Source organism: Acinetobacter terrae (genome assembly GCF_002135195.1).
Lineage (GTDB): Bacteria > Pseudomonadota > Gammaproteobacteria > Pseudomonadales > Moraxellaceae > Acinetobacter > Acinetobacter terrae.
In genome coordinates, this window is record NZ_NEGF01000006.1 from 37,426 (window position 1) to 58,752 (window position 21,327).

The 21,327-nt window shown below is 41.8% G+C and carries 21 protein-coding genes; 13 read left to right on the forward strand and 8 right to left on the reverse strand.

The window, feature by feature from the left end; translation table 11 throughout:
* The first annotated feature begins 22 nt into the window (after window positions 1–22).
* The 3 genes from mhpT (at window position 23) to B9T23_RS08335 (ending at window position 3,208) form a co-directional block, all read left to right on the forward strand.
* The gene (gene mhpT / locus B9T23_RS08325; RefSeq protein ID WP_086193771.1) at window positions 23–1,231 is read left to right on the forward strand and encodes a 3-(3-hydroxy-phenyl)propionate transporter MhpT; all 1,209 of its coding nucleotides are present in this window, start codon (window positions 23–25) and stop codon (window positions 1,229–1,231) included.
* A 300-nt stretch (window positions 1,232–1,531) separates the two neighbouring features.
* Complete coding sequence (gene pncA, locus B9T23_RS08330) at window positions 1,532–2,167, forward strand: bifunctional nicotinamidase/pyrazinamidase (protein WP_086193772.1); 636 nt, start codon at window positions 1,532–1,534, stop codon at window positions 2,165–2,167.
* Window positions 2,168–2,266: 99 nt separating this feature from the next.
* Complete coding sequence (locus tag B9T23_RS08335) at window positions 2,267–3,208, forward strand: bile acid:sodium symporter family protein (protein ID WP_086193773.1); 942 nt, start codon at window positions 2,267–2,269, stop codon at window positions 3,206–3,208.
* Window positions 3,209–3,284: 76 nt separating this feature from the next.
* Here B9T23_RS08335 and B9T23_RS08340 read toward each other — a convergent pair whose 3' ends face one another.
* On the reverse strand, window positions 3,285–4,538 hold the full coding sequence (locus B9T23_RS08340; RefSeq protein ID WP_086193883.1) for a hypothetical protein: 1,254 nt from the start codon (window positions 4,536–4,538) through the stop codon (window positions 3,285–3,287).
* A 77-nt stretch (window positions 4,539–4,615) separates the two neighbouring features.
* On the opposite strand from B9T23_RS08340, the gene serB reads away from it, so the two are divergent.
* The 3 genes from serB (at window position 4,616) to B9T23_RS08355 (ending at window position 7,228) form a co-directional block, all read left to right on the forward strand.
* Complete coding sequence (gene serB / locus B9T23_RS08345; RefSeq protein ID WP_067725348.1) at window positions 4,616–5,836, forward strand: phosphoserine phosphatase SerB; 1,221 nt, start codon at window positions 4,616–4,618, stop codon at window positions 5,834–5,836.
* A 422-nt stretch (window positions 5,837–6,258) separates the two neighbouring features.
* A complete protein-coding gene (aciT, locus tag B9T23_RS08350; RefSeq protein WP_086193774.1) occupies window positions 6,259–6,594 on the forward strand; it encodes a ciprofloxacin tolerance protein AciT in 336 nt (111 codons plus the stop codon).
* A gap of 154 nt (window positions 6,595–6,748) precedes the next feature.
* A complete protein-coding gene (locus tag B9T23_RS08355) occupies window positions 6,749–7,228 on the forward strand; it encodes an SCP2 sterol-binding domain-containing protein (protein ID WP_067725353.1) in 480 nt (159 codons plus the stop codon).
* A gap of 135 nt (window positions 7,229–7,363) precedes the next feature.
* Here B9T23_RS08355 and dtd read toward each other — a convergent pair whose 3' ends face one another.
* Window positions 7,364–7,804 carry a D-aminoacyl-tRNA deacylase gene (gene dtd / locus B9T23_RS08360; protein ID WP_067725355.1) on the reverse strand — a complete coding sequence of 147 codons (441 nt, stop codon included), beginning with the start codon at window positions 7,802–7,804 and terminating at the stop codon, window positions 7,364–7,366.
* Window positions 7,805–8,147: 343 nt separating this feature from the next.
* Between dtd and pncB the strand changes: the two genes are divergently transcribed.
* The 3 genes from pncB to asd all read left to right on the forward strand — a co-directional run bounded on the left by pncB (window position 8,148) and on the right by asd (window position 11,164).
* The gene (pncB, locus tag B9T23_RS08365; protein WP_067725357.1) at window positions 8,148–9,353 is read left to right on the forward strand and encodes a nicotinate phosphoribosyltransferase; all 1,206 of its coding nucleotides are present in this window, start codon (window positions 8,148–8,150) and stop codon (window positions 9,351–9,353) included.
* A gap of 114 nt (window positions 9,354–9,467) precedes the next feature.
* The gene (locus B9T23_RS08370; RefSeq protein ID WP_086193775.1) at window positions 9,468–10,316 is read left to right on the forward strand and encodes a sulfurtransferase; all 849 of its coding nucleotides are present in this window, start codon (window positions 9,468–9,470) and stop codon (window positions 10,314–10,316) included.
* Window positions 10,313–11,164 carry an archaetidylserine decarboxylase gene (gene asd / locus B9T23_RS08375; RefSeq protein ID WP_086193776.1) on the forward strand — a complete coding sequence of 284 codons (852 nt, stop codon included), beginning with the start codon at window positions 10,313–10,315 and terminating at the stop codon, window positions 11,162–11,164. Before B9T23_RS08370 ends, asd begins: the two co-directional genes overlap by 4 nt.
* A gap of 168 nt (window positions 11,165–11,332) precedes the next feature.
* Here the strand turns inward: asd and B9T23_RS08380 are convergent, their stop codons facing one another.
* Both B9T23_RS08380 and argS read right to left on the reverse strand, forming a co-directional pair.
* Window positions 11,333–11,944, reverse strand: a complete 612-nt coding sequence (locus B9T23_RS08380; protein WP_067725364.1) for an SPOR domain-containing protein — start codon at window positions 11,942–11,944, stop codon at window positions 11,333–11,335.
* Window positions 11,945–11,965: 21 nt separating this feature from the next.
* Window positions 11,966–13,756, reverse strand: coding sequence for an arginine--tRNA ligase (gene argS / locus B9T23_RS08385; protein ID WP_086193884.1), 1,791 nt, complete (start codon window positions 13,754–13,756; stop codon window positions 11,966–11,968).
* A 197-nt stretch (window positions 13,757–13,953) separates the two neighbouring features.
* Between argS and B9T23_RS08390 the strand changes: the two genes are divergently transcribed.
* The gene (locus B9T23_RS08390) at window positions 13,954–14,238 is read left to right on the forward strand and encodes a DUF2798 domain-containing protein (RefSeq protein ID WP_086193777.1); all 285 of its coding nucleotides are present in this window, start codon (window positions 13,954–13,956) and stop codon (window positions 14,236–14,238) included.
* A gap of 62 nt (window positions 14,239–14,300) precedes the next feature.
* Here B9T23_RS08390 and B9T23_RS08395 read toward each other — a convergent pair whose 3' ends face one another.
* Genes B9T23_RS08395 through B9T23_RS08405 form a run of 3 tightly spaced genes read right to left on the reverse strand, consistent with a single transcriptional unit; the run spans window position 14,301 to window position 16,783 of the window.
* Window positions 14,301–15,608: a DUF445 domain-containing protein gene (locus B9T23_RS08395; RefSeq protein ID WP_086193778.1), complete on the reverse strand. Its 1,308-nt coding sequence runs from the start codon at window positions 15,606–15,608 to the stop codon at window positions 14,301–14,303.
* Window positions 15,609–15,638: 30 nt separating this feature from the next.
* Window positions 15,639–16,193 carry a CC0125/CC1285 family lipoprotein gene (locus B9T23_RS08400; RefSeq protein WP_086193779.1) on the reverse strand — a complete coding sequence of 185 codons (555 nt, stop codon included), beginning with the start codon at window positions 16,191–16,193 and terminating at the stop codon, window positions 15,639–15,641.
* A gap of 50 nt (window positions 16,194–16,243) precedes the next feature.
* Window positions 16,244–16,783: a DUF924 family protein gene (locus tag B9T23_RS08405; RefSeq protein ID WP_086193780.1), complete on the reverse strand. Its 540-nt coding sequence runs from the start codon at window positions 16,781–16,783 to the stop codon at window positions 16,244–16,246.
* A 212-nt stretch (window positions 16,784–16,995) separates the two neighbouring features.
* Here B9T23_RS08405 and gshA point away from each other — a divergent pair, with 212 nt between their 5' ends.
* Entirely contained in the window at window positions 16,996–18,573 is a 1,578-nt protein-coding gene (gshA, locus tag B9T23_RS08410; RefSeq protein ID WP_086193781.1) for a glutamate--cysteine ligase, read from the forward strand.
* A gap of 17 nt (window positions 18,574–18,590) precedes the next feature.
* On the forward strand, window positions 18,591–19,115 hold the full coding sequence (locus B9T23_RS08415; RefSeq protein WP_086193782.1) for a disulfide bond formation protein B: 525 nt from the start codon (window positions 18,591–18,593) through the stop codon (window positions 19,113–19,115).
* Between the two features lie 48 nt (window positions 19,116–19,163).
* On the opposite strand, the gene B9T23_RS08420 is transcribed toward B9T23_RS08415, so the two are convergent.
* Entirely contained in the window at window positions 19,164–20,495 is a 1,332-nt protein-coding gene (locus tag B9T23_RS08420) for a PGAP1-like alpha/beta domain-containing protein (RefSeq protein ID WP_086193783.1), read from the reverse strand.
* Between the two features lie 248 nt (window positions 20,496–20,743).
* On the opposite strand from B9T23_RS08420, the gene B9T23_RS08425 reads away from it, so the two are divergent.
* A complete protein-coding gene (locus B9T23_RS08425) occupies window positions 20,744–21,325 on the forward strand; it encodes a YqiA/YcfP family alpha/beta fold hydrolase (RefSeq protein ID WP_086193784.1) in 582 nt (193 codons plus the stop codon).
* Window positions 21,326–21,327: the final 2 nt, after the last annotated feature.

Genomic DNA, 21,327 nt, shown 5'->3' on the forward strand with positions numbered 1-21,327 from the left:
CTGATTGAACAAGGATTTTCCAATGGAAAGATCAGATAACAGACATTCCGTCATTACCGTCGCGATTTGTTTTTTAATTGCGGTGATTGAAGGATTGGATATTCAAGCGGCAGGTATTGCAGCAGCCGGTATTCGTGAATCTTTTGGCTTAGATAGTTCTCAATTGGGGGTGTTTTTTAGCGCAGGGATTCTGGGTTTATTACCTGGAGCGCTGATTGGTGGACGATATTCGGACCGTATTGGTCGCAAAAAGGTGCTGATTTGGTCGGTTGCAGTATTTGCCTTATTTACCTTATGTACCGTATGGGTAAACAGTTTTAACAGCCTTTTACTGGTTCGTTTTTTAGCGGGTGCAGGTTTAGGTGCGGCAATGCCAAACTTGATTACCCTTGCTTCTGAAGCCGTAAAACCTGAAAACCGCGGTCGTGCTGTGGGGTTGATGTATTGCGGTATGCCTGTAGGTGCAGCCATTTTGTCCTACATTGCGAGTCTGGATTTTGGTTCAAATTGGAAAAACATTTTCTATTTAGGCGGTTTGCTGCCGATTATTGTGCTTCCAATCATGATTAAATTCTTACCAGAATCACGTGAATTTTTAAAAGCGCAAAATACAACTCAAACGACTACAGTAACGACTCAAGGTTCTTTTAAAGATTTATTCAATAGCCAGAACGTGATGCGCACCTGTTTAATTTCAGTGAGCTACTTCTTCACATTGATGGTGGTTTACATCATGTTGAGCTGGTTGCCTTCATTGTTTATGGAACTGGGCTTTAGCCGTAAAGAGGGTAGTACTGCACAGTTCTTCTTCATGATGAGTGCAACAGTTGGTACGATTGTGCTCGGTATGCTGACGGATCGCTGGAAAAAAGCGTACGTAATTATCTTAATGTACGGTGGTATTTTGGCAGGTTTATTCTGCTTGAATGCAGCAAGTTCATTGACACAAATGTATATGGCTTCGGCATTGGTTGGTGCATTCGTTATTGGTTGCCAAGGTGTACTTTATGCTTTCGGTAGTATCGTGTACCCAACTGAAGTGCGTGCAACAGGTGTTGGTATGGCATCAGCCGTGGGACGTGTTGGCGCAATGCTTGGGCCCACAATTGCAGGTCAGTTACTTGCCGCAGGTTTTGGTGCAGCAGGGGTCATCTCGGCAGCCATTCCTTGTATCGTAATTTCAGCCGTATTTATGTTGATTCTGGTTCGTCGCTTACAAACTCAAGCTTAATTTCTTGATGTATAAAATAGCTCGCAGATTGCGGGCTATTTTTTTAACTTAAAATTTATTTCTATCCTTTAGCCGCAAACAAATCGAAAATCTCCCCTCTGCTTTGAATCATGCATAGGATTAAACATGCATAGTATTGAACATGCCTAGTATCGAAAATGCATGGGATCGAATTTGCCCAAGTCGCTTTATTATTTCAATCCACAGTCATTTTATTTTTAGCGCCAAGCCTCAATACTGCCATTTATTTTGTTATATGCTTAACAAAAATGACAACATGCAAATAATGGACTGCGAATTATGCAAAAAAATACCGCTTTGATTGTAGTAGATGTACAAAATGGTTTTACCCCGGGGGGTAATTTAGCCGTAGCACATGCGGATCAAATCATTCCGAACATTAACCAATTGGCGCAGTGTTTTGACAATATTGTGATTACCCAAGATTGGCATCCAGAAAATCATATTTCATTTGCTGAAAACCATCCAGATAAACAGCCTTTTGAAACCATCAAATTAGATTATGGAACCCAAGTGTTGTGGCCTGCGCATTGTGTTCAAGGCACGCCAGATGCAGAACTGCATCCAGCACTTAACTTACCTATTGCACAATTGATTATTCGCAAGGGTTTCCATGCGCATATCGACAGTTATTCTGCCTTTATGGAAGCGGATCAAAAGACTACAACCGGTTTGGCGGGTTATTTAAAAGAACGTGGCATTGATACGGTGTTTATCGTCGGCATTGCGACAGATTTTTGTGTGGCGTGGACGGCAATCGATGCCTGTAAATTAGGCTTTAAGGCTTATGTAGTTTCAGATGCAACCAAGGGCATTGACCTCGATGGTTCATTGCAACATGCCTGGCAAGATATGCTCGCAGCAGGGGTAAAACGTATTTTGGTCAAAGATATTATTCAGCAACAGGCATTATAAAGTGTGCAGTTAGGCGAAAGGAATCATCAATAATTTCTTCGTGCTTGTTGTAGAAGGTAACATTTAGACCAGATGCTAGAATGAATATTGGATTGAATCATGTCAGCTTTTTTGCGCTTTACGCAATTTATTCAAAAAACCTTTGCCCTATGGGTGGTGCTGTTCGCGGGTATCGCTTTAATTGTGCCTGAAGCTTTTGTCTGGCTTAAAGTCTATATCACCTGGATGCTCGGCATCATCATGTTCGGAATGGGCATGACCATGACGGTAGATGACTTTAAAGGGGTGTTACAAAGTCCCAAAGCAGTGGTGATTGGTGTTGTAGCACAGTTTGTGGTGATGCCGGGACTGGCTTATCTGTTGTGTCAATTATTTCAGTTGCCACCCGAAATTGCCATTGGTGTGATTCTGGTGGGCTGCTGTCCGGGCGGAACAGCATCGAATGTGATTACCTATATGGCTAAAGGCAATACCGCTTTATCAGTCGCATGTACCTCTGTTTCAACCATTTTAGCACCTGTGTTGACGCCTACAATTTTTTATCTGCTAGCGAGTCAATGGATTGAAATTAATGCCATGTCAATGCTGGGTTCAATTTTGCAGGTTGTACTTTTCCCGATTATTTTGGGTTTAATCGTTCGTTCAGTGCTGAAACAAAAAGTAGATGCTTACATTCAAGTGATGCCGCTTATTTCTGTGTTTGCGATCGTTGCCATTGTGGCTGCCATTATTGGGGGCAGTAAGGCACAAATTTTGGAATCAGGTTTACTGATTTTAGGCGTGGTCGCGTTACACAATGGTTTGGGGTATTTACTGGGTTTTTGGGCAAGTCGACTGTTTAAACTGCCTTATGCTGACAGTAAAGCCATTGCCATAGAAGTCGGCATGCAAAATTCGGGTTTGGGCGTCGCTTTGGCTGCGGTGCATTTTGCGGCATCACCGATTACTGCTGTGCCGAGTGCTATTTTTAGTTTATGGCATAACATTTCAGGACCTGCATTGGCGACGTATTGGGCCAGTAAAGTCAATAAAATGAAATAGTGGTTTAATAAAATCTCTATTTTCAATAGACGAAAAAAAGCCGAGCACATCAGCTCGGCTTTTTTATGAATCCATTTTAAGAAGCTTTGGACTGTTTGGCTTTTAAAATTTCAGTTCTGAACGTTTGTGCCAATTCTGCCACTTCACTGTCCATCCCGTTCATCATAAAGGCATGACGGGTCAGTACATTGGTTGGATTTGGCAGGCTGACCAACTGGTAACGGTCGGAAATATCTTTGAGTAATTCATTCGGTAAATGAATTGCGCTTTCTTTTGCCGCCAACTGTTGAACCAGACGTTCTGCCGCTTGCACAGGAGTCAGGTGCATAGCCTCGACATGACTTGAAATTGCACTACGGGTTTGTAAAACAAAGCGCTTTTCTTCACGATAGCGTTTGTACAATACATCTGACAATAACTGGAATACGGTACTGATCATTACCAAGCATTGCACTGCATTGGGTGTTTCTACCGACATGCTGATGGTTGCACCATGTTCATCAAATTTATGTACGGTTGAAATATCTGAACTGTTTAATTTGTAATGTTGAACACACAATTCAGCCGTTTTATTCAGGAAAATCTGACATAAATTGAAATAAGGAACGGATACTGTTTTATTGACCGAATCCAGAAGTTGTTTTGGATCATAAAACTGAATATTTAATGCAACACAATTGTCATCAAGGACGACAGGTTTAGATTCTTTAGTTTTGCTTTTTGCTTGGGCATTATGCTGTGCTTGAGCCACTGCGACAGCGGCATTGTGTTGCTCTTGTTCTAAAGCCTGGGTCAAGGTTTGAATTTCATGTTTTAGACGTGATTCATTATTGATCCGTGCCAAATATTCAGTTCGACTTGGACGGGCAATCGCACGATAAGCTAACCATAATAGACCGTGAATCATCAGCGATAATAAAATCGCCAGCCATTGGGTACGTAAAATTTCACCAATACTGGATTGGATTAAAGTGATTTCAATCGTGCCGACTTTCTTTTCATTTTGCAGTGCTTCACGAACAAAGACTTCACCTTGACGTGTCTTGGTTAGGCCACCTGTTGCCAGTACCTGATTATTCGCATCTAAAATACGAATAGAGGCAACACTCGGGTTGGTTGCATAACGGTCGGCTAATAATGCTAACGACACAGTATTGGCAGGTTCAAGCTCGGATAGACTGTCTGTGACCAGTTGCGTGGTCATCAGCTGTCCCTGACTGGCGCGATTTGCATTCAGTTGGTGTGTCGTCGCAAGTACCAGTAAAAAGGTGTGTAAAGCAAAACTTACAATCAGTAGGCTAGCAAATAGCCCTTGTCTAGGCGCATTCAACGTAAACTTCCAAGGCATTTATATTCAAATTCGATTATGATTCTTACAATAGTTGTAGCTCAGATCCGAGTCAATTCATGCGAGAAATCATTCTTATATCATTTTTGGGACCAGACCAGCCTAATCAATTTACACGATTAATGCAGGTATTGTCCGTACATTCCTTACAAATTTTGGATGTTGGACAAGCCGTCATCCACAACCAACTGACTTTAGGTATTGTTGTTTCGTCAGATGACCAAACTGCTACAGCATTAGCCATGAAGGAGATCTTGATTCTAGCACATGATATTGGTTTAACTGTGCGCTTTAAACCAATCTCTACATCAGAATATGATCAATGGGTCAGTGAGGGTGGGCAGACCCGTTATATCGTGACTGCACTTGCACCAGAATTAACCGCATCACAATTACAAGCAGTCACCAATATTGTGTCTAACCAAGGTTTTAATATTGAAACCGTAACGCGTTTGTCGGAACGTCCAAAGCTGACGGGTCAAGCCGATGGACCAAAACGCTCTTGCGTACAATTTGGTTTGAAAGGACAAATGTTGGATGCTACTGCAATGCGTGCATCTTGCCTGCGTTTATCGACTGAACTTAATGTCGATGTCGCAGTTCAAGAAGATAATGCTTACCGTCGTAATCGCCGTTTAGTCTGCTTTGACATGGACTCCACTCTGATTGAACAAGAAGTCATTGATGAGTTGGCGATTGAAGCAGGGGTGGGGGAGCAAGTCGCTGAAATTACTGAACGTGCGATGCAAGGCGAACTTGATTTCCAACAAAGCTTCCGTGCCCGTGTAGCCTTGTTAAAAGGCATGGATGCTTCTGTTTTACCTCAAATTGCAGAACGCTTAACCGTTACAGAAGGTGCAGAACGCCTGATTTCTACTTTGAAAGCATTGGGTTATCGAACGGCTATTCTGTCAGGTGGTTTCCAGTATTTTGCTGAATACCTGCAAGAAAAATTGGGTATCGATGAAGTCCATGCCAATTGCCTGGATGTTGAAGATGGCATCGTTACAGGCGAAGTTAAAGGTCATATTGTCGATGGGGCACGTAAGGCATTTTTACTGCGTGAACTTGCTGAACGCATGGGCATTTCACTGGAACAAGCCATTGCTGTAGGGGATGGCGCGAATGATTTGCCGATGCTGTCCATTGCCGGTTTGGGTGTGGCATTCCGTGCAAAACCTTTGGTTCGCCAAAATGCAAATCAGGCCATTTCAAGCGTCGGTTTAGATGGTGTTTTATATCTACTCGGTGTGCACGATAAAGACCTGAGTCGTGCCTAACCATCACACCTAACTATTGAAGTTTATTGACAAAACGCGACATTGATGTCGCGTTTTTCGTTGTAAAAAGAGTCAAAATACGATGAGCGGTTGAATTGAATTGCTGATAAAAACAACAATCAATCCGTTCGTAAAAAATATTTTTTTAATGCTTTTAAGGCGTTGTTTTTTTGTAATGACACGGCAAGTCCTTGCCCATCTCACTTCCAGAAAAAGTTAAAAATAAAAAAATGTAATGACAAAATAATGTTGCGACAAGGTGTGTCGCTTTCTGAAAATACAAGACTTTTTTTCTTTAAAAAACTACGCATAATGCTTGCATAGAGATTGATATAGACATATTCATCATTTATTTAACGGTATCGGGAATCAGGTTTAGACAAATATTCAATGTCCAAATCTTATCTTAGACGGAGGTTTTTATGGTTACAGCGAATTTAGCGACCATCGTAGGCTTAAGCTTGATTGCGGCTGCTTTGATAGCTGTTTTCTTCTCGCCTTATCGTCGTTTGTTAAGCTTTATGTTCGCAGGTATGCTGTTTTGGGGATTGATTGAAGTTGTCCGCTTCAGTACACAAGTGGTATTTGAATTGCCCATGACCTATAGCTATCTTACTGCGTTAATGTCAGCAATGGTTGTGGTGGTCATGCTTTTGTTACGCGAAGATCGTCGTGCAGAACGTGCCTTAACTGAACGACGTTGTATTGAACATACACCTGTATATGAAGAAGACCAGCAGCACTGCTCAAGCCGTTAAACCGAAGTATTCAAGAATTCTAAAAAAGATGTGCCAGGAGCACATCTTTTTTTTTGTTCGTTCAATATTGTTATACAAAGCCTTACTTCAAAAAACATAACTTATGTTAGGATAAGTCGTCAATTTTCCAACAATTACAATAGGCTTAAATGTCATGAAACTATCTTCGATTCCTGTCGTAAAATTACCACTGGTCGATGTAAGCACGGATCCGCTTGATTTATTAGTTGCGGGCTTGGCTTTGCGTATGAAGCAATTGGCTCGTACCAGTCCAAAATTTATTGAGTTAGTTCATGAACGCCAATTCCGTATTCAAATTGGTACAGATTTGGGTGTTGCGCGTCAAATTATCGTAAACAATGGACAAATTGATACTGTGTCTGGCGATGCTGAAAAAGCTGACTTCATTTTGCAGTTTGCAGACAGTGAGCAAGGCGTAAAAACCTTAATGAAAGGCGATCCAACCGCTTTCATGACAGGCATGCAAAATGGCACTATTAAAATGGAAGGCGATTTTGGTCTTTTGGTTTGGTTTAACAAAGTAGCCAAATTGATTCCACCAAAATTGCCTAAACCAGTACAAGAAAAAATGAAATTGGTTCGTTCATTTATTCGTGAAAAAACCGGTAAATAAGATTTTATGCCTTTCGTTCCCCTCCTGTTAAAAAGGTGAGAATCCTCAGAATATATTCTGAGTTCGCAAGAGGGGAGGATTAAAGCAAAAAGCCCTCATTCGAGGGCTTTTTTAATGGCTAATATCTTGCGTCGTTTATTCAACTTCCAGGTTAAAGGTCACAGGTCCATCATTGACTAAATGTACTTTCATATCGGCTGCAAAAATGCCGGTTTGCACATTCTCAAATTGTGATTTGGCATATTCAACCAATTGTTCATAAAGTGCTTTGGCTTCACTTGGTGGCATCGCTGGACCAAAGTCAGGACGCAAGCCTTTTTGTGTTTGAGCCATTAAGGTGAATTGCGAAACCAATAATAATCCGCCACCCGCTTGGCTGACGTTCCAGCCCATCTTGCCTTGTTCATCATCAAAAAAACGATATTTCAAGATCTTGTCGATCAGCTTTTTGCCCTTTTCCAGATTGTCTTCTTTACCTAGACCCAGAAACACCAAAATGCCTTTTTCAATCTCACCGGTGGTTTCACCATCGACCACAACTTTTGCTTCAAGAACTCGTTGCAATAATGCACGCATAATTTAACCAAATCAGTTATTTCAAATTTGCTGTGAATTGTAGCAAATACGTGCTCAAAGGCTTTAAAAACTCGTGATTTGTATAGGTGAATTTAAAAAATCAAAATGAATGGATAAAGATGAAAGTATCTTTTTATCGTCTGGGCTTTAGAGACACTCTTTTAAAAATGGTTAAGTTTATTTTTAAGACGGATTTGAGTGATTTGAAAAGAGTAAATGTTATTTTAGTCATTGATCAATGAGATATAACTTATTCAATAGTTTCTTGTATTTACGAAAACATTGGTTTTATAGTGAAAAAAATATGCTTTAATGCGGATAGTTGATAAAAACTGAAAGTTATATGTCCGCAATCATTCATTCCTTATTAGATACCGACCTGTATAAATTCACCATGTTACAGGTGGTTCTGCATAAATTTCCTCAAACCCATAGCGTCTACCATTTTCGTTGTCGTAATTTAGAAGATACCGTTTATCCACTCACGGATATTTTGGATGATTTGAATGAGCAGCTCGATTATTTATGTCAGCTCAAGTTTAAAGAAGATGAGTTGCAATATTTACGTAGCTTGCGTTTTATTAAAAGTGACTTTGTCGATTACTTAGAATTATTCCAACTGAAACGACGCTTTATTAAAGCCAGTATTGATGATCAAGGCCGTTTGGATATTTGGGTTGAAGGCCCGATGGTACAAGCGATGATGTTTGAAATCTTTGTACTGGCGCTGGTTAACGAATTGTATTTCCGCCGTATTCGCACTCCTGAAGTTTTGGCAGAAGGTGAACGTCGTTTGCAGGCCAAAGTGGCTTTGCTTAAAAAGTACGAACAAGAACAAAATCCGAATGATCCACCTTTCTTGGTGTCCGACTTTGGTACTCGTCGTCGTTATAGTTATGCCTGGCAGAAACATGTCATTACCGAGTTTAATCAAGCCTCGCCCTATATTTTCCGTGGTACCAGCAATGTGTTAATTGCCAAAGAACTGGGAATTACCCCAATTGGCACCATGGCACATGAGTTCCTGCAAGCCTTTCAAGCTTTAGATGTGCGGTTACGTAATTTTCAAAAACTGGCTCTGGAAACCTGGGTGCAGGAATATCGTGGTGATTTAGGAATTGCCTTGACTGATGTGGTCGGAATGGATGCCTTCCTGCGCGACTTCGATTTGTATTTTGCCAAACTGTTTGATGGTTTGCGTCATGACAGTGGCGATCCCTACGAATGGGGCGATAAAGCCTATGCACACTACAAAAAACTAAAAGTGGACAGCAAAAGCAAGATGCTGACCTTTAGTGACGGGCTAAACTTGGAAAAAGCATGGAATTTGCATCAGTACTTTAAAGATCGCTTCCAGGTGAGCTTTGGTATTGGTACCAATTTAACCAATGATTTGGGGCAAACCCCATTGAATATTGTGTTGAAACTGGTGGAATGTAATGGTCAGTCGGTGGCTAAAATTTCCGATAGTCCCGGAAAAACCATGACCGATAACGATACTTTCCTTGCTTATTTACGCCAGGTGTTCCAAATCACTGAAACTAAATAACAGTGACTTTTCTATAGCTGATTTTTTGCTAAAAGAATGCAAAAAATCAGCATAATAGTGAAAATGAGTTGTGCTAAGATCAGCAATGTTGATCTAAATAAAACTCGAAAAAGTATGACTGTTCCTGCATTTAATTTTGGTCTGCTCATTGAAGCAGAAGACCTCTTGCCACATCTGGGTAATGAGAAATTACGTATTGTCGATTTAAGCCGTAGTTCTGTTTATGATCAATTGCATATTCCGCATGCGATTCATGTCAAACCTAAGCAGCTGGTTCGCCAAGAAGAACAAGCTTCAGGTTTGCTTCCCGATATTGATGGCTTGAAAGCATTGATTGAATATCTGAATATTTCTCCAGACCATCATGTTGTCGCCTATGATGATGAAGGTGGGGCATGGGCAGGACGCCTGATCTGGAATTTGCATTGCCTTGGTTTTGAAAATACCAGTTTACTGAATGGTGGTATTCATGCCTGGTTGGCTGCGGGTTTTCCAACTTCTTCAGAGGTCGAAAAATTAGCCCCGGTTGACAATTTGGTTGAAATTAATCAGGCTCAAATCGATCGCTACCGTATTGAATACCCACAACTTCTTGAAAAAGTTCAAAACAATACAACCCAAGTGTGGGATTGCCGTACTGAAGATGAATACACCGGACTTCGACTTGCAGCGCGACGCGGCGGTCACATTCCAAATGCCCGACATTTTGAATGGAGTACTGCCCTTAATCGTGAAAATCATTTAAAATTACATCCCTTAGAACGCACTCAACAACGCTTGGAACAATTGGGATTCAATTTAAACGAACCTGTAGTGGTCTATTGTCAGTCACATCACCGTTCAGGTTTGGCTTATATCTTGGGTCGATTACTCGGTTGGAATATTCAAGCTTATGATGGTGCGTGGAGTGAATGGGGCAACCGCCTCGACAGTCCGATTATTACCGGAGAGTTACCGTCTTGAGTTTCGCATCACGTTTAAAAAAACAATTATTTATTCAAGCACAACGTGTTGTGCCACAACACCAATTATCACGTGTGGTGGGGAAACTCGCAGCCAGTGAAAACCCGATTGTCAAAAATACTGTCATTCAGGCTTTTAAAGCTCAATATGGCATTGATATGTCGATTGCTGAACAAGGCGATGCATTGAAATATAAGTCGTTCAATGAATTCTTTACCCGTTCATTAAAAGACGGTGTACGTGCGATTGATACCAATCCTAACAGTGTGGTTTCACCTGCGGATGGTGCAATTTCACAATTGGGCAAAATTGAAGATGGCGATATTTTTCAGGCCAAAGGTCAAAGTTTTTCAGTTGAAAAATTAATTGCCGATCCACAACTGGCTGAACCGTTTAAAAATGGTCAGTTCGCAACCGTGTATTTATCACCTAAAGATTATCACCGCGTGCATATGCCTTTTGCGGGAACCTTAACTGAAACTTTATATGTACCAGGCGAATTGTTCTCGGTGAATCAAACGACTGCGGAAAATATTCCGGGTTTGTTTGCACGTAATGAACGTATGGTGTGTCTGTTTGATACTGAACTCGGTCGTATGGCTGTAGTTTTAGTCGGTGCCATGATTGTTGCGGGTATTGAAACAGTTGCGACAGGTAAGGTTAAACCAACAGGTCGTCTGGAACTCAACCAGCACAACCTGTTCCTTGAAAAAGGTGCAGAGCTGGGTCGTTTCTATCTAGGTTCAACAGCCGTGATTTTATTTGAACAAGATAAAATGCAGTGGGATGCAGCATTCAAAGCCAACTCAACTGTAGTGATGGGTGAAGCTTTGGGGCATACGGTTTAAATGCTTTTAGCCTCCCTTTTTTAAAGGGAGGTTGGAGGGATTTAAAGAATTTACTTTTATCAGTAAATCCCCCTCATTCCCCCTTTATTAAAGGGGGAAGCACAAAGCATAAAAAAGCGCCTCATTTGAGGCGCTTTTTTACGTTCTATAATAATTTCATCTTCTAAATTAGCGTTTGACCACAATAGAATCAATTCCGCTGCGCTGTAAGGTTTGTTGTGCAATCAATGCCGCATCAGCAGAATCATAAGGACCGGAAATCACCCGATACCAAGTTTGACCATTTTCAACCGATTTAACCACATCGGCAGATAAACCATTCAAAATAATTTCAGCGCGACGAGCATCGGCACTATCTGGATCAGAATAGCTACGAACTTGAAGAATATAACTTGGCTGATGGGCAACTGGTGCTTCAGTAGTTTCAAGACCGGGCTCAGTGGCTTCAGTGTTAATCGTCGGTTTTTCTTCAGGCGCTTCAACAATCACGACAGTTTCTGAGTTTTTAGTTTCAGGCACAGCCTGATCAGGAATAGGCGTGACTTGTTGTTGAGGCAATAAATCGTAGAAACGATAATCTTTGTTGGTGTCTTCTTGGTAATGTTCAGAATTAATCTGATTCTTCGGCTGAACAGGTGCCCACGGTTTCCATAGCATCAACGCTACAGCAAAACTCAGCACGATTAAAATGACGACAAGTGTTCCAAGCCATGCCGGAATCAATGGCTTTTTAGGCTTATTCGGTCGCTCAGATACACCGCGTTGCGTTTTTCCAAACACGTGGACTTCCTTTTATTTTAATTACATGGATGTAGGGGCAGATACGCCTAATAATTCTAAACCATTACGTAAGACTTGTTGTACATTTACTGAAAGGAGTAAACGTGCTTGCGTAAGGTCAGCATCATCATTGAGTACTTTATGCTCATTATACCAACCATGGAATAATGCTGCCAATTCTTTCAGATAGTTCCCGACTTGATGCGGCTCAAAACTGTTCGCTGCACGAATCACAATTTCAGGATACGCGGCAAGTTTGGCTAAAATTTCAGTTTCAGCATCAAGATCAAGTCTTACTGCAAATTGACGTGCATTCACGGCATTAAAATTAACATCGGTAGATGCTGCTTTTTCAAGCATACGACAAATACGTGCATGGGCATACTGAATGTAGTACACCGCATTGTCTTTGCTTTGTGACACTGCAAGGTCAAGGTCAAAGTCAATGTGCTGTTCAGATTTACGCATCACATAATAGAAACGCGCTGCATCATTACCCACTTCTTTACGAAGGTCACGCAAAGTCACAAACTGACCTGAACGAGATGACATTTGCACCATCTCGCCGCCACGCCATAGGCTGACGAACTGAACAAGAAGCACAGTCAATTTTTTAGAGTCATAACCCAATGCATCAATCGCAGCTTTTACACGTGCAATATAACCGTGGTGGTCTGAACCCCAGATATCCACGATATCGGTATAACCACGTTGTAATTTATTTAAATGGTAAGCAATGTCAGATGCGAAATACGTGGTTTGACCATTACGGCGTTTGACTACACGGTCTTTTTCATCGCCAAATTCAGTCGATTTAAACCAGATGTTACCGTCTTGTTCGTATAAGAAGCCACGTTGATCTAAAGTTTCTAAGGCTTCATCAATTTTTTCAGTTAAAGAAGCTTCGCTAAACCATTGGTGGAAAGTGACGCCAAATTCACCCAAGTCATCTTTAATATCATCAAGAATGGCTTTTAATGCCGCTTGATGGAACACGCGATAGCCTGTGCCAATCAGGTTTTGCGAATTATGAATTAAGCCATCGATGTGTTTTTCTTTATCGCCTGAAAGTACAACTTTGTTGCCATCTGCATCAAGCTCCGCTGCAAATTGCACATCTTCAGGTACATCTTTATAGACATCAGCAACAGGGCGTACATAAGCATCGCCATCTTTGTCGATAATGCTTTGTGCAATTTCTTTAACGTAGTCGCCTTGATAGGCATTTTTAGGGAATACCAATTCTTGACCGGTTAATTCCAAATAACGTAAGTAGGTTGAAGTTGCCAGAATGTCCATTTGACGGCCGGCATCATTGACATAATATTCACGATCAACTTTTGCACCCGTTGCTTCAAGCAAGTTGGCAACCGTCATACCATACGCTGCACCACGACCATGACCTACGTGCAGGCTTGAAGTCGGGTTAGCTGAAACAAATTCCACTTGGATGCGTTTTTCAGCATTGGCTTGGGTACGACCGAACTGATCTTTTTGCGCCTGAATCTGATCAAGGACAGTAAAGCGTTGGTCGGCATTTAAAAAGAAATTAATAAAGCCAGGACCTGCAATCTCTGCTTTGCTGATATCGGCAACTTCAGGAAGGCTGGCGAGGATTTTTTCCGCTAGATCACGAGGCTTCATGCCCGCAGCTTTAGAACCCATCATTGCGATGTTTGATGCGAAGTCGCCGTGAGTTCGGTCTTTGGTTCGCGTTAAGTTACCACTGTTATTAAAGTCGGATGGGAGTACACCTTCAGCTTGAAGAGATTGCACTGCATGATCGAGAGCTGCTTGGATTGCCGTATTCATAATCAGTCGAAAAATAAACGTCGCGGAAAAACAGTAAATATAGCAAATTTCACCGTCTTTAGGTAAACCCATTTGTATTGAATGAATCTTGTCCGACAGTCTACCTAAAGGTGCAGGAGATAAAACAAGGAAAAGATCCCAAAAAGCATGATTTATGGCATATTGGAGGGCTTAAAGGAATGAACAGAACAGACGATATGCAACCTGAACGTCCAACGATTATCGGCAATATTCCCAAACTTCCAGCAAAATGGGCCATGGTGGTGATGCCGTTTATTTTATCTTGCCTGATGAGTGGCATTATTTCCTTGATTAATATGCTGCGTAATCTGGGTTGGATCGACGGTTTTATAAATTTATGGTTCCACAACTGGATGATTTCTTGGGCTTTTGCTTTTCCAATTGTATTAACACTACTACCTTTTGTACGTAAATTGACAGGTAAACTGGTAGATATGTCTGCTGTGAATCCACCGAAGTAAATCAATTTTTACTCCATACTTGTTGCTTGTATGTGTAGGCTTTATTGATCTTAAACAGGTCTTTAAAGCACCACATCGACCAAAGCACGAATAATCCCGAGCACCAAACCAATAAATGCACCCACGACCACGCCATTGACGCGGATCATGTGTAAGTCGCCACCGACTTCATTTTCAATTTTGTCGATCATTTCCCGCGAATCCCATTCGTGAATTCGTTCGCTGATAAAACGAATGACTTTTTCACTGTACTGGTCACTCAAATTAACTGCTATCCCGCTCATACGGTCATTCAGTAACTGACGTACAGCAGGGTTAGAAATGATATTTTCACCTACTTGCTGGATCGCCACACGTAGGTTTTGTGCAATGCCTGAATCTGCTTTGCGTAAATCGGCTTCAATCGCATCACAGAGAATGACTACCGCACCGCTAATAAAATTCAGCACTTGTGGACTATCTAGCAAGGCATCTTTGGTGCTATTTAAGCGGTGACTGGCACTACTTTCATCATCTGCCAGTTCCAGCATCAGCTGATGTCCCATGTCTTCAATTTTTTGACGCCAAGGATGCTGCGGGTCGGCAAGCATCGATTCAACGCGTTCAACTAGTGAATCAATGGTGCGTTGCTGTACATCAATGCCAATCCAGCTTGCGCCTTTCGCCAGTTTCCATACTCCTAATTCTTTGAACAACGTGCGGGTGAGTTGACGGGTTTCTTCGGGATGAGACATCACCCATTCATGGGCTAAATCGAGTCCGCGTTGTAATACATCCTGATGAAAGTCATTTTCCAGCACCGCGCGCAGCATTTCACTGGCCAAGGTATTGATTTGGGTGTTACGAACCCATTGCACGCTATTATTTTGAATAAAGCGTCCAATTTGTTCCTGTCCCACAAATTCAAAAATTTTCGGCACAGTTTGCTGAATGACTTGCGTGACTTGAGCGTTATTTTCAGCTTTGGCTAGCCATTGCCCGACAGCAAGGCTGAGGTCGGTGCTTTGTAGACTTTTCTCGACCACTTGTGGCGATAAAAAGTTTTCTTGTACAAAACGGCCCATCGACTCGGCTATTCGCGCTTTATTGCGCGGAATAATTTCGGTGTGATCACGCATGAATTTAGGAATCGGCATTTTCCCAAACGGGTTGCGAAATAGTACGGTAATGGCATACCAGTCCGCTAAGCCACCCACCACACCCGCTTCAGCACCGAGCATGAGAATATGAATCAACCACACATATTCAGGAATCAGCTTGGCAACCACCATCAGCATTAACCATGTTACAACAGCCATGATTAATGCAATGGTGGCAAAGCGTTTACTGCGTTGCAAACTAGGAGTGGTGGTCGCTTCCGCTGTGGTCATGCAGTATTCCTGTTTATGTGTGGCGCATGGTTATTTTGTTTTGGCTGGCACGGGCGGTGCCAAGACTTGTCCAGTCGGACTGAGTCCATATTTTGGTCCTAAAGATTGTAAAATCAAATAGGCATCAAAGGCATCACCGGGTGCTTTTTTCTGATCTTTATAACATTCAATCGTATAGGAAACTTGTACCGGGTCAATATTGACTACACGTGGCATATCATAAAATGGGTCAGGCCAGAAACCCGGGTAACGACGATAATAGCCGTATGGATAGTACATTGGAGTTGAGTAGACCACCGCTTGGCGAGGTGGCTGGTTACGATTACTCGGATCATTCAAAACTTTAAAATAACGGAAACCGTTTTGTACCGTGGTTTGAGCGGCTTTAACCAGAGTGATTTCTTCCGCTGTACCAAAACTCATATTGGGACGGGCCTGGAAGCTGATGCGATAGGATTGCGCATTTAAAGGCGTGTTGCTGAATTGACCCAATTGGTCAAAAGTCAGCGGTTTTGAAGGTGTGGTTGCACAGCCAGATAGGGCAATTGCCACTACCATGCTCAAACCCATAATGCTGTTCTTCATGTTAAACCTCCATACAATTTACTGTGTGAGGGAGGAGACACAATAAATTTTTAGAAACTGCTGTTGGGTTGGGTTAAAAATTCGAGCTCTTCTGCAGTCGAGGGACGCGCTAAAATTTGATTACGGTGCGGATAGCGCCCGAAACGGTCAATAATGGCTTTATGCATTTTTTCGTAATCCAGATTCATCGGATTACCCAGTCGCTGAAATAATTTTAACGCGAATTCATGAATCAATTTCGATTCACTGTGCATAAAGGGCATGTATAAAAACGCACGTTGTTCTGGACTTAATTGTTTATCTAAATCCAGGCTAATGGCTTCTTGGGCAAGCGTCAGGGCTAAAGCATCTTGGGCAAAGGCTTGCGGTTGATCCCTGAACAAATTACGCGAAAACTGGTCCAGTACAATAATTTCAGCCAAGCGGCCTTCTGCAGTTTTGCGCCAGGACCAAAGCTCGGCTTGTGCAGCTTGCTGGTGAATATTTCGAAACTTTTGATTAATTAATGCATCAAAATCATCACTTTTTTCAAACCATAAGGGTTGTGTTTCCGGATTAAACCAAAAGTCCAAAATATCCCGATAATTCATAATATTTACAATTCCTTAGCACTTATTATTCAATACAATCACAAAATGTAGGTGTCTTATAGAGTAACTTTGTGATAAAAATTTGCCAGAAATAAAATCGACATTTTGCTTGAAAACTATACAGGGTGTAATGTGACAGTCCCAAATCACGTTATACTGATATAAACTGATGATTTTATTTTATTAGTTATCTTCCGATAAGCGAGATTGTAATGAGTCAACCCGAATCGACCTCTCAAGTTGTATTACCAGCTTGGGTGGATTCTTCGCTGTTTAAAGGCATGTTGCGCGGTATTGAGCGCGAAAGCCTGCGTATGCAAAGCAATGGTTTTTTGTCGCAAGCATCGCATCCAAAAGCACTCGGGTCGGCTTTAACACATCCGCACATCACTACGGATTATTCTGAAGCCTTGATGGAGTTTATTACTCCTCCGCAAGACAGCATTGAAAAAGCATTAGATTATTTAGAAGATATTCATGCCATTGCCCATCGTCATTTGGAAAATGGTGAAAAGCTCTGGCCATTGTCGATGCCATGTATGCTCGATGATGACGAAGACAGTATTCGTTTAGCCCAATATGGCACGTCTAATGTCGGTCGCTTTAAGACTTTATATCGTCGTGGTTTAGGCGTGCGTTATGGTCGTCGCATGCAGACCATTTCAGGGGTACATTATAATTTATCTTTCCCTGATCAAGTTTTTGAAGCGCTGCAACAGCATGAAAGCGATGAAGCTTTAAAAAGTTTAAATTTACAGGATTATCGCAGTCATCGTTACTTTGGTTTAATTCGTAACTTTATTCGTTTAACCCCATTGGTGATGTTCTTGGTCGGTGCCAGTCCTTCAGTGTGTCAATGTTTTATGATCGGGCGTGAACATCATTTATTGCCATTATTAAAAGGAACTTTGTTCCTTCCCTATGCGACAGCACTGCGTATGGGCAACTTTGGTTATCAGAATTCTGCACAGAAACAATTGGGCATTCACTACAATAGTCTGTCTGGCTATTTAGAAGGCTTGAAAAAAGCAGTAAAAACCCCGTATGCACCGTTTAGCCGTTTAGGTTTAACTGATGAACAGGGTGAGCCAATTCAAATTAATGACCATGTGCTGCAAATTGAAAATGAATACTACAGCTTAGTCCGTCCGAAACAGGTGCCTCAAGCTGGGGAAACCCCATCTGAAGCGCTTGAAAATCGCGGAGTAAGCTATGTTGAATTGCGTGCGGTTGATGTCAATCCATATAGCCCGATTGGGATCGATGAACACACAGCGGCTTTCCTGGAAGTGTTGGCACTGCATTGTTTATTACAAGATAGCCCAGAATTACTGGATCAAGAACAAGAACAGATTGAGCGCAATCAGGCGGAAGTGGTCAATCGTGGTCGTGCGCCAAATGCATTGATTATTGATGCAACGGGTGAACATGCCATTGAAGACTGGTCACGTGCTCAGGTCACAGAAATGCAACCTTTGGCTGATTTACTGGATGCGACCTATAGTACAGACATGTATTCAGCCGCATTGACTGTCATGCTGAAACGTATTGATGAAGTGGATGAAACCCTGTCTGCTCAAGTGATTGCCGATACTTTAGAAAATGGCGGCACATGGAGCTTTGGTAGTTTCATGGCACAACAACATGCAACGACCTATGAGCAGCATAAATTAAGCCCGGATACATTGTCTTATTTTGATGATTTAGCGGGGCAGTCATTGCAACAGCAACAGCAACTCGAGCAAGATAGCAGTCTCAGTTTTGAGCAATATCTTGCCGATTATCGATAAAATTAAGAGGATTCACCATGCAATGGAGTTATCGCTTCGTGAGTGGTTTTTTGTTTTTAGCCAGCGTCATTGGAATGGCGTTTGCGCTGTATCTGGAGCATGTACAAGGGCTTGAACCTTGTCCGCTGTGTGTATTTCAACGCATTGGACTGATTGGGTTGGGGATTGTTTCTCTGGTCGCTTTTTTGCATAACCCGAGTTCAAATGCGGTTAAACGTATTTATACCTTGTTGGGTTCAATCAGTATTCTTTGGTCAGCAGGCGTGGCAGCACGTCATGTTTGGCTGCAAAACTTGCCACCCGATCAAGTTCCAAGTTGTGGTCCAGGCTTAGATTACTGGGTAGAAACGTTGCCATTAAAGTCGGTGTTTGAACAAGTGCTGACAGGTTCAGGTGAATGTGCCAAAGTGGACTGGACTTTCTTGGGGCAATCCCTTCCAGTGTGGTCATTGGCTTTTTTTGCGGTGCTTGCTGTGATTAGTTTGTGGCAATTGTTGCGTAAATATCCGTTTGTAACGCAAAAATCTGCCAAAAAGAAATAAAGATTTTCATAAAAAAGCCAACTTTAAGTTGGCTTTTTTATTACCCATTTAAGTTAGGGCAATACCAGACAAATCTTCCAATTTCAGCCTGTATTCATGCACCTGTTCTTTCACTTGCTCATTTTGTGGTGGATAAAGCCATTTCACAATTTGTTCAGCCACACTGGGGTGATAGTGAAGTTCAAAATGATTTAAGCCATAGAAAATCGCTTTATGGGATTCAGGCACTTTCAATTGAAAGCGTGGATTTGGATGTTCGCCTAAAGCACTTTTAATACTGACCAGATAATCACCCAGCACATTTAAAGGACGATTTTTTCTATTTTCATACGCAATTGAACCGGCAACAAAAAAGGTGTTGATATGGGAAGGCAAGGGAGCAGGTTTGCGATTGTCATCCATACCGCCGATTCGCGCATGATTATGTTCCCAATCATCATCACGTACGCTGCCATAACGCAAATCCAAAATACCGTTACTGCGAATATTGACGATATGGCGAATGATTTTCACAAAGGGGAAATGTCCCAGTTTATCCTGCAGGATAAAACCAAAACGTTCCAAAACGGCACCATGATGCGGTGAACCTAAACAGATCAAATTTTCTGTCAGATGTACCCATGGGTACATGTTTTGTTTGGCATAAAATAAGGCGCTACGTAATACTAAGCCCCCCATACTATGTCCAATTAAATCAATGCTGGTAATCAGCGGGTTGCGACGAACCAAATCTTCTAAGGTATGGGAAAGACTACGGCCATTGGCAGAGATACGACGCCCGGTGTTGTAGTTGAGGTAGAGCATGGTGTTATTGTCACGCTGTGCCAAAAGCTTCTCACCAATGCCGCCATATCGATGTTTGGACCATTTTAAATGGGACATGCATAAACCATGTACAAAGATCACTACCCGACCGGATAGATCACCTTTTTGCAGTTCACCATAGTGGTCGTATAGCACCATCGGTAAGGCAAGCGGGTTTTGATATTTTAATAAATAATCCCCCAGTAAACCGTTTAGAACACCAACTAAAAAGTGCAGTAATGGTGTGAGAGGTCTATCATGGAGTTTTGGATATTTTTCAACAATTTGACGTAGACTGGGTGCAAGTACATAGAGACCGGAATTGAGCAAAGTATCGTAGGAGAACTGGTACATTTTTTCAATATACGGAATTCGCTGTAATTTTTTCGAGCGCTGTTCGCTCATGCCAAACAAGCTGATCATGATTTCGCGTTGAATGACCTGTATCAGGTCTTGTACGACATCCCCTAAACGGGTCGTGACCAATTGAGCCAGACCTTCTAATACATCGGCTTGGCTGGGTGGGGTACGATCCCATTTACAATAGGTTTCATGCAATGGTGTTAAACTTGGCATTTTATCCTATCCTTTTGCTGACCATGTCCCGCAGGCACTTTATTTTTTGTTGAGATCACGGTATAAATTCTTAGCTTTTAATCTTATAGGGTTCATCTCGAACAGCTTTTACAATAACGATGATTGACTTTTAGTTGTAATTTTTTTGTCTGACAATTCCTGTAAAATGCAAATTAAAACGAAGCGGTAATAAGGTTGTCGTTTTAGAATAAATCAGATTCATTTAAATTAATATGAAATAAAAAGCGATGAACATTATTTATTTACATGGATTTCAAAGCAGCGCCTTATCTATAAAAGGGCAACAGATTAAAGCATTTTGTCAGCAGACCGATTTTCAGGTTTATCTGCCTGATTTAAATATGCCACCCCAACAGGTTTTGGCTTATGTTTCGGATATGATTGCAAGTTTAGATCAAGTGGTCCTCATTGGCAGCAGTCTGGGAGGCTTTTATGCGACACAACTGGTCGCAAAACATGGCGTGCCGGCTGTTTTAATTAATCCTGCTATGCGACCATGGCAATTGTTTCATGATTTATTTGGCAGCGAGCACATTCCCTATGTGGTGAATGCCGAATGGACTCTGGATCATACACAACTTGATCAACTACAGCAGATGGCGCTGCCATTTGTACACGATGCAGACAAAATTTTAGTGTTACTGCAACAAGGTGACGAAGTTTTGGATTATCGTGAAGCACAGCGTTATTATAGCCATGCTTCACATCAGTCCATGATCATCACTGAAGCGAATGGCAAGCATGCGATGGACAATTTCGCAGACAAAATACCGATGGCATTACAGTTTTTATCGGATTGTATAAAATAAGG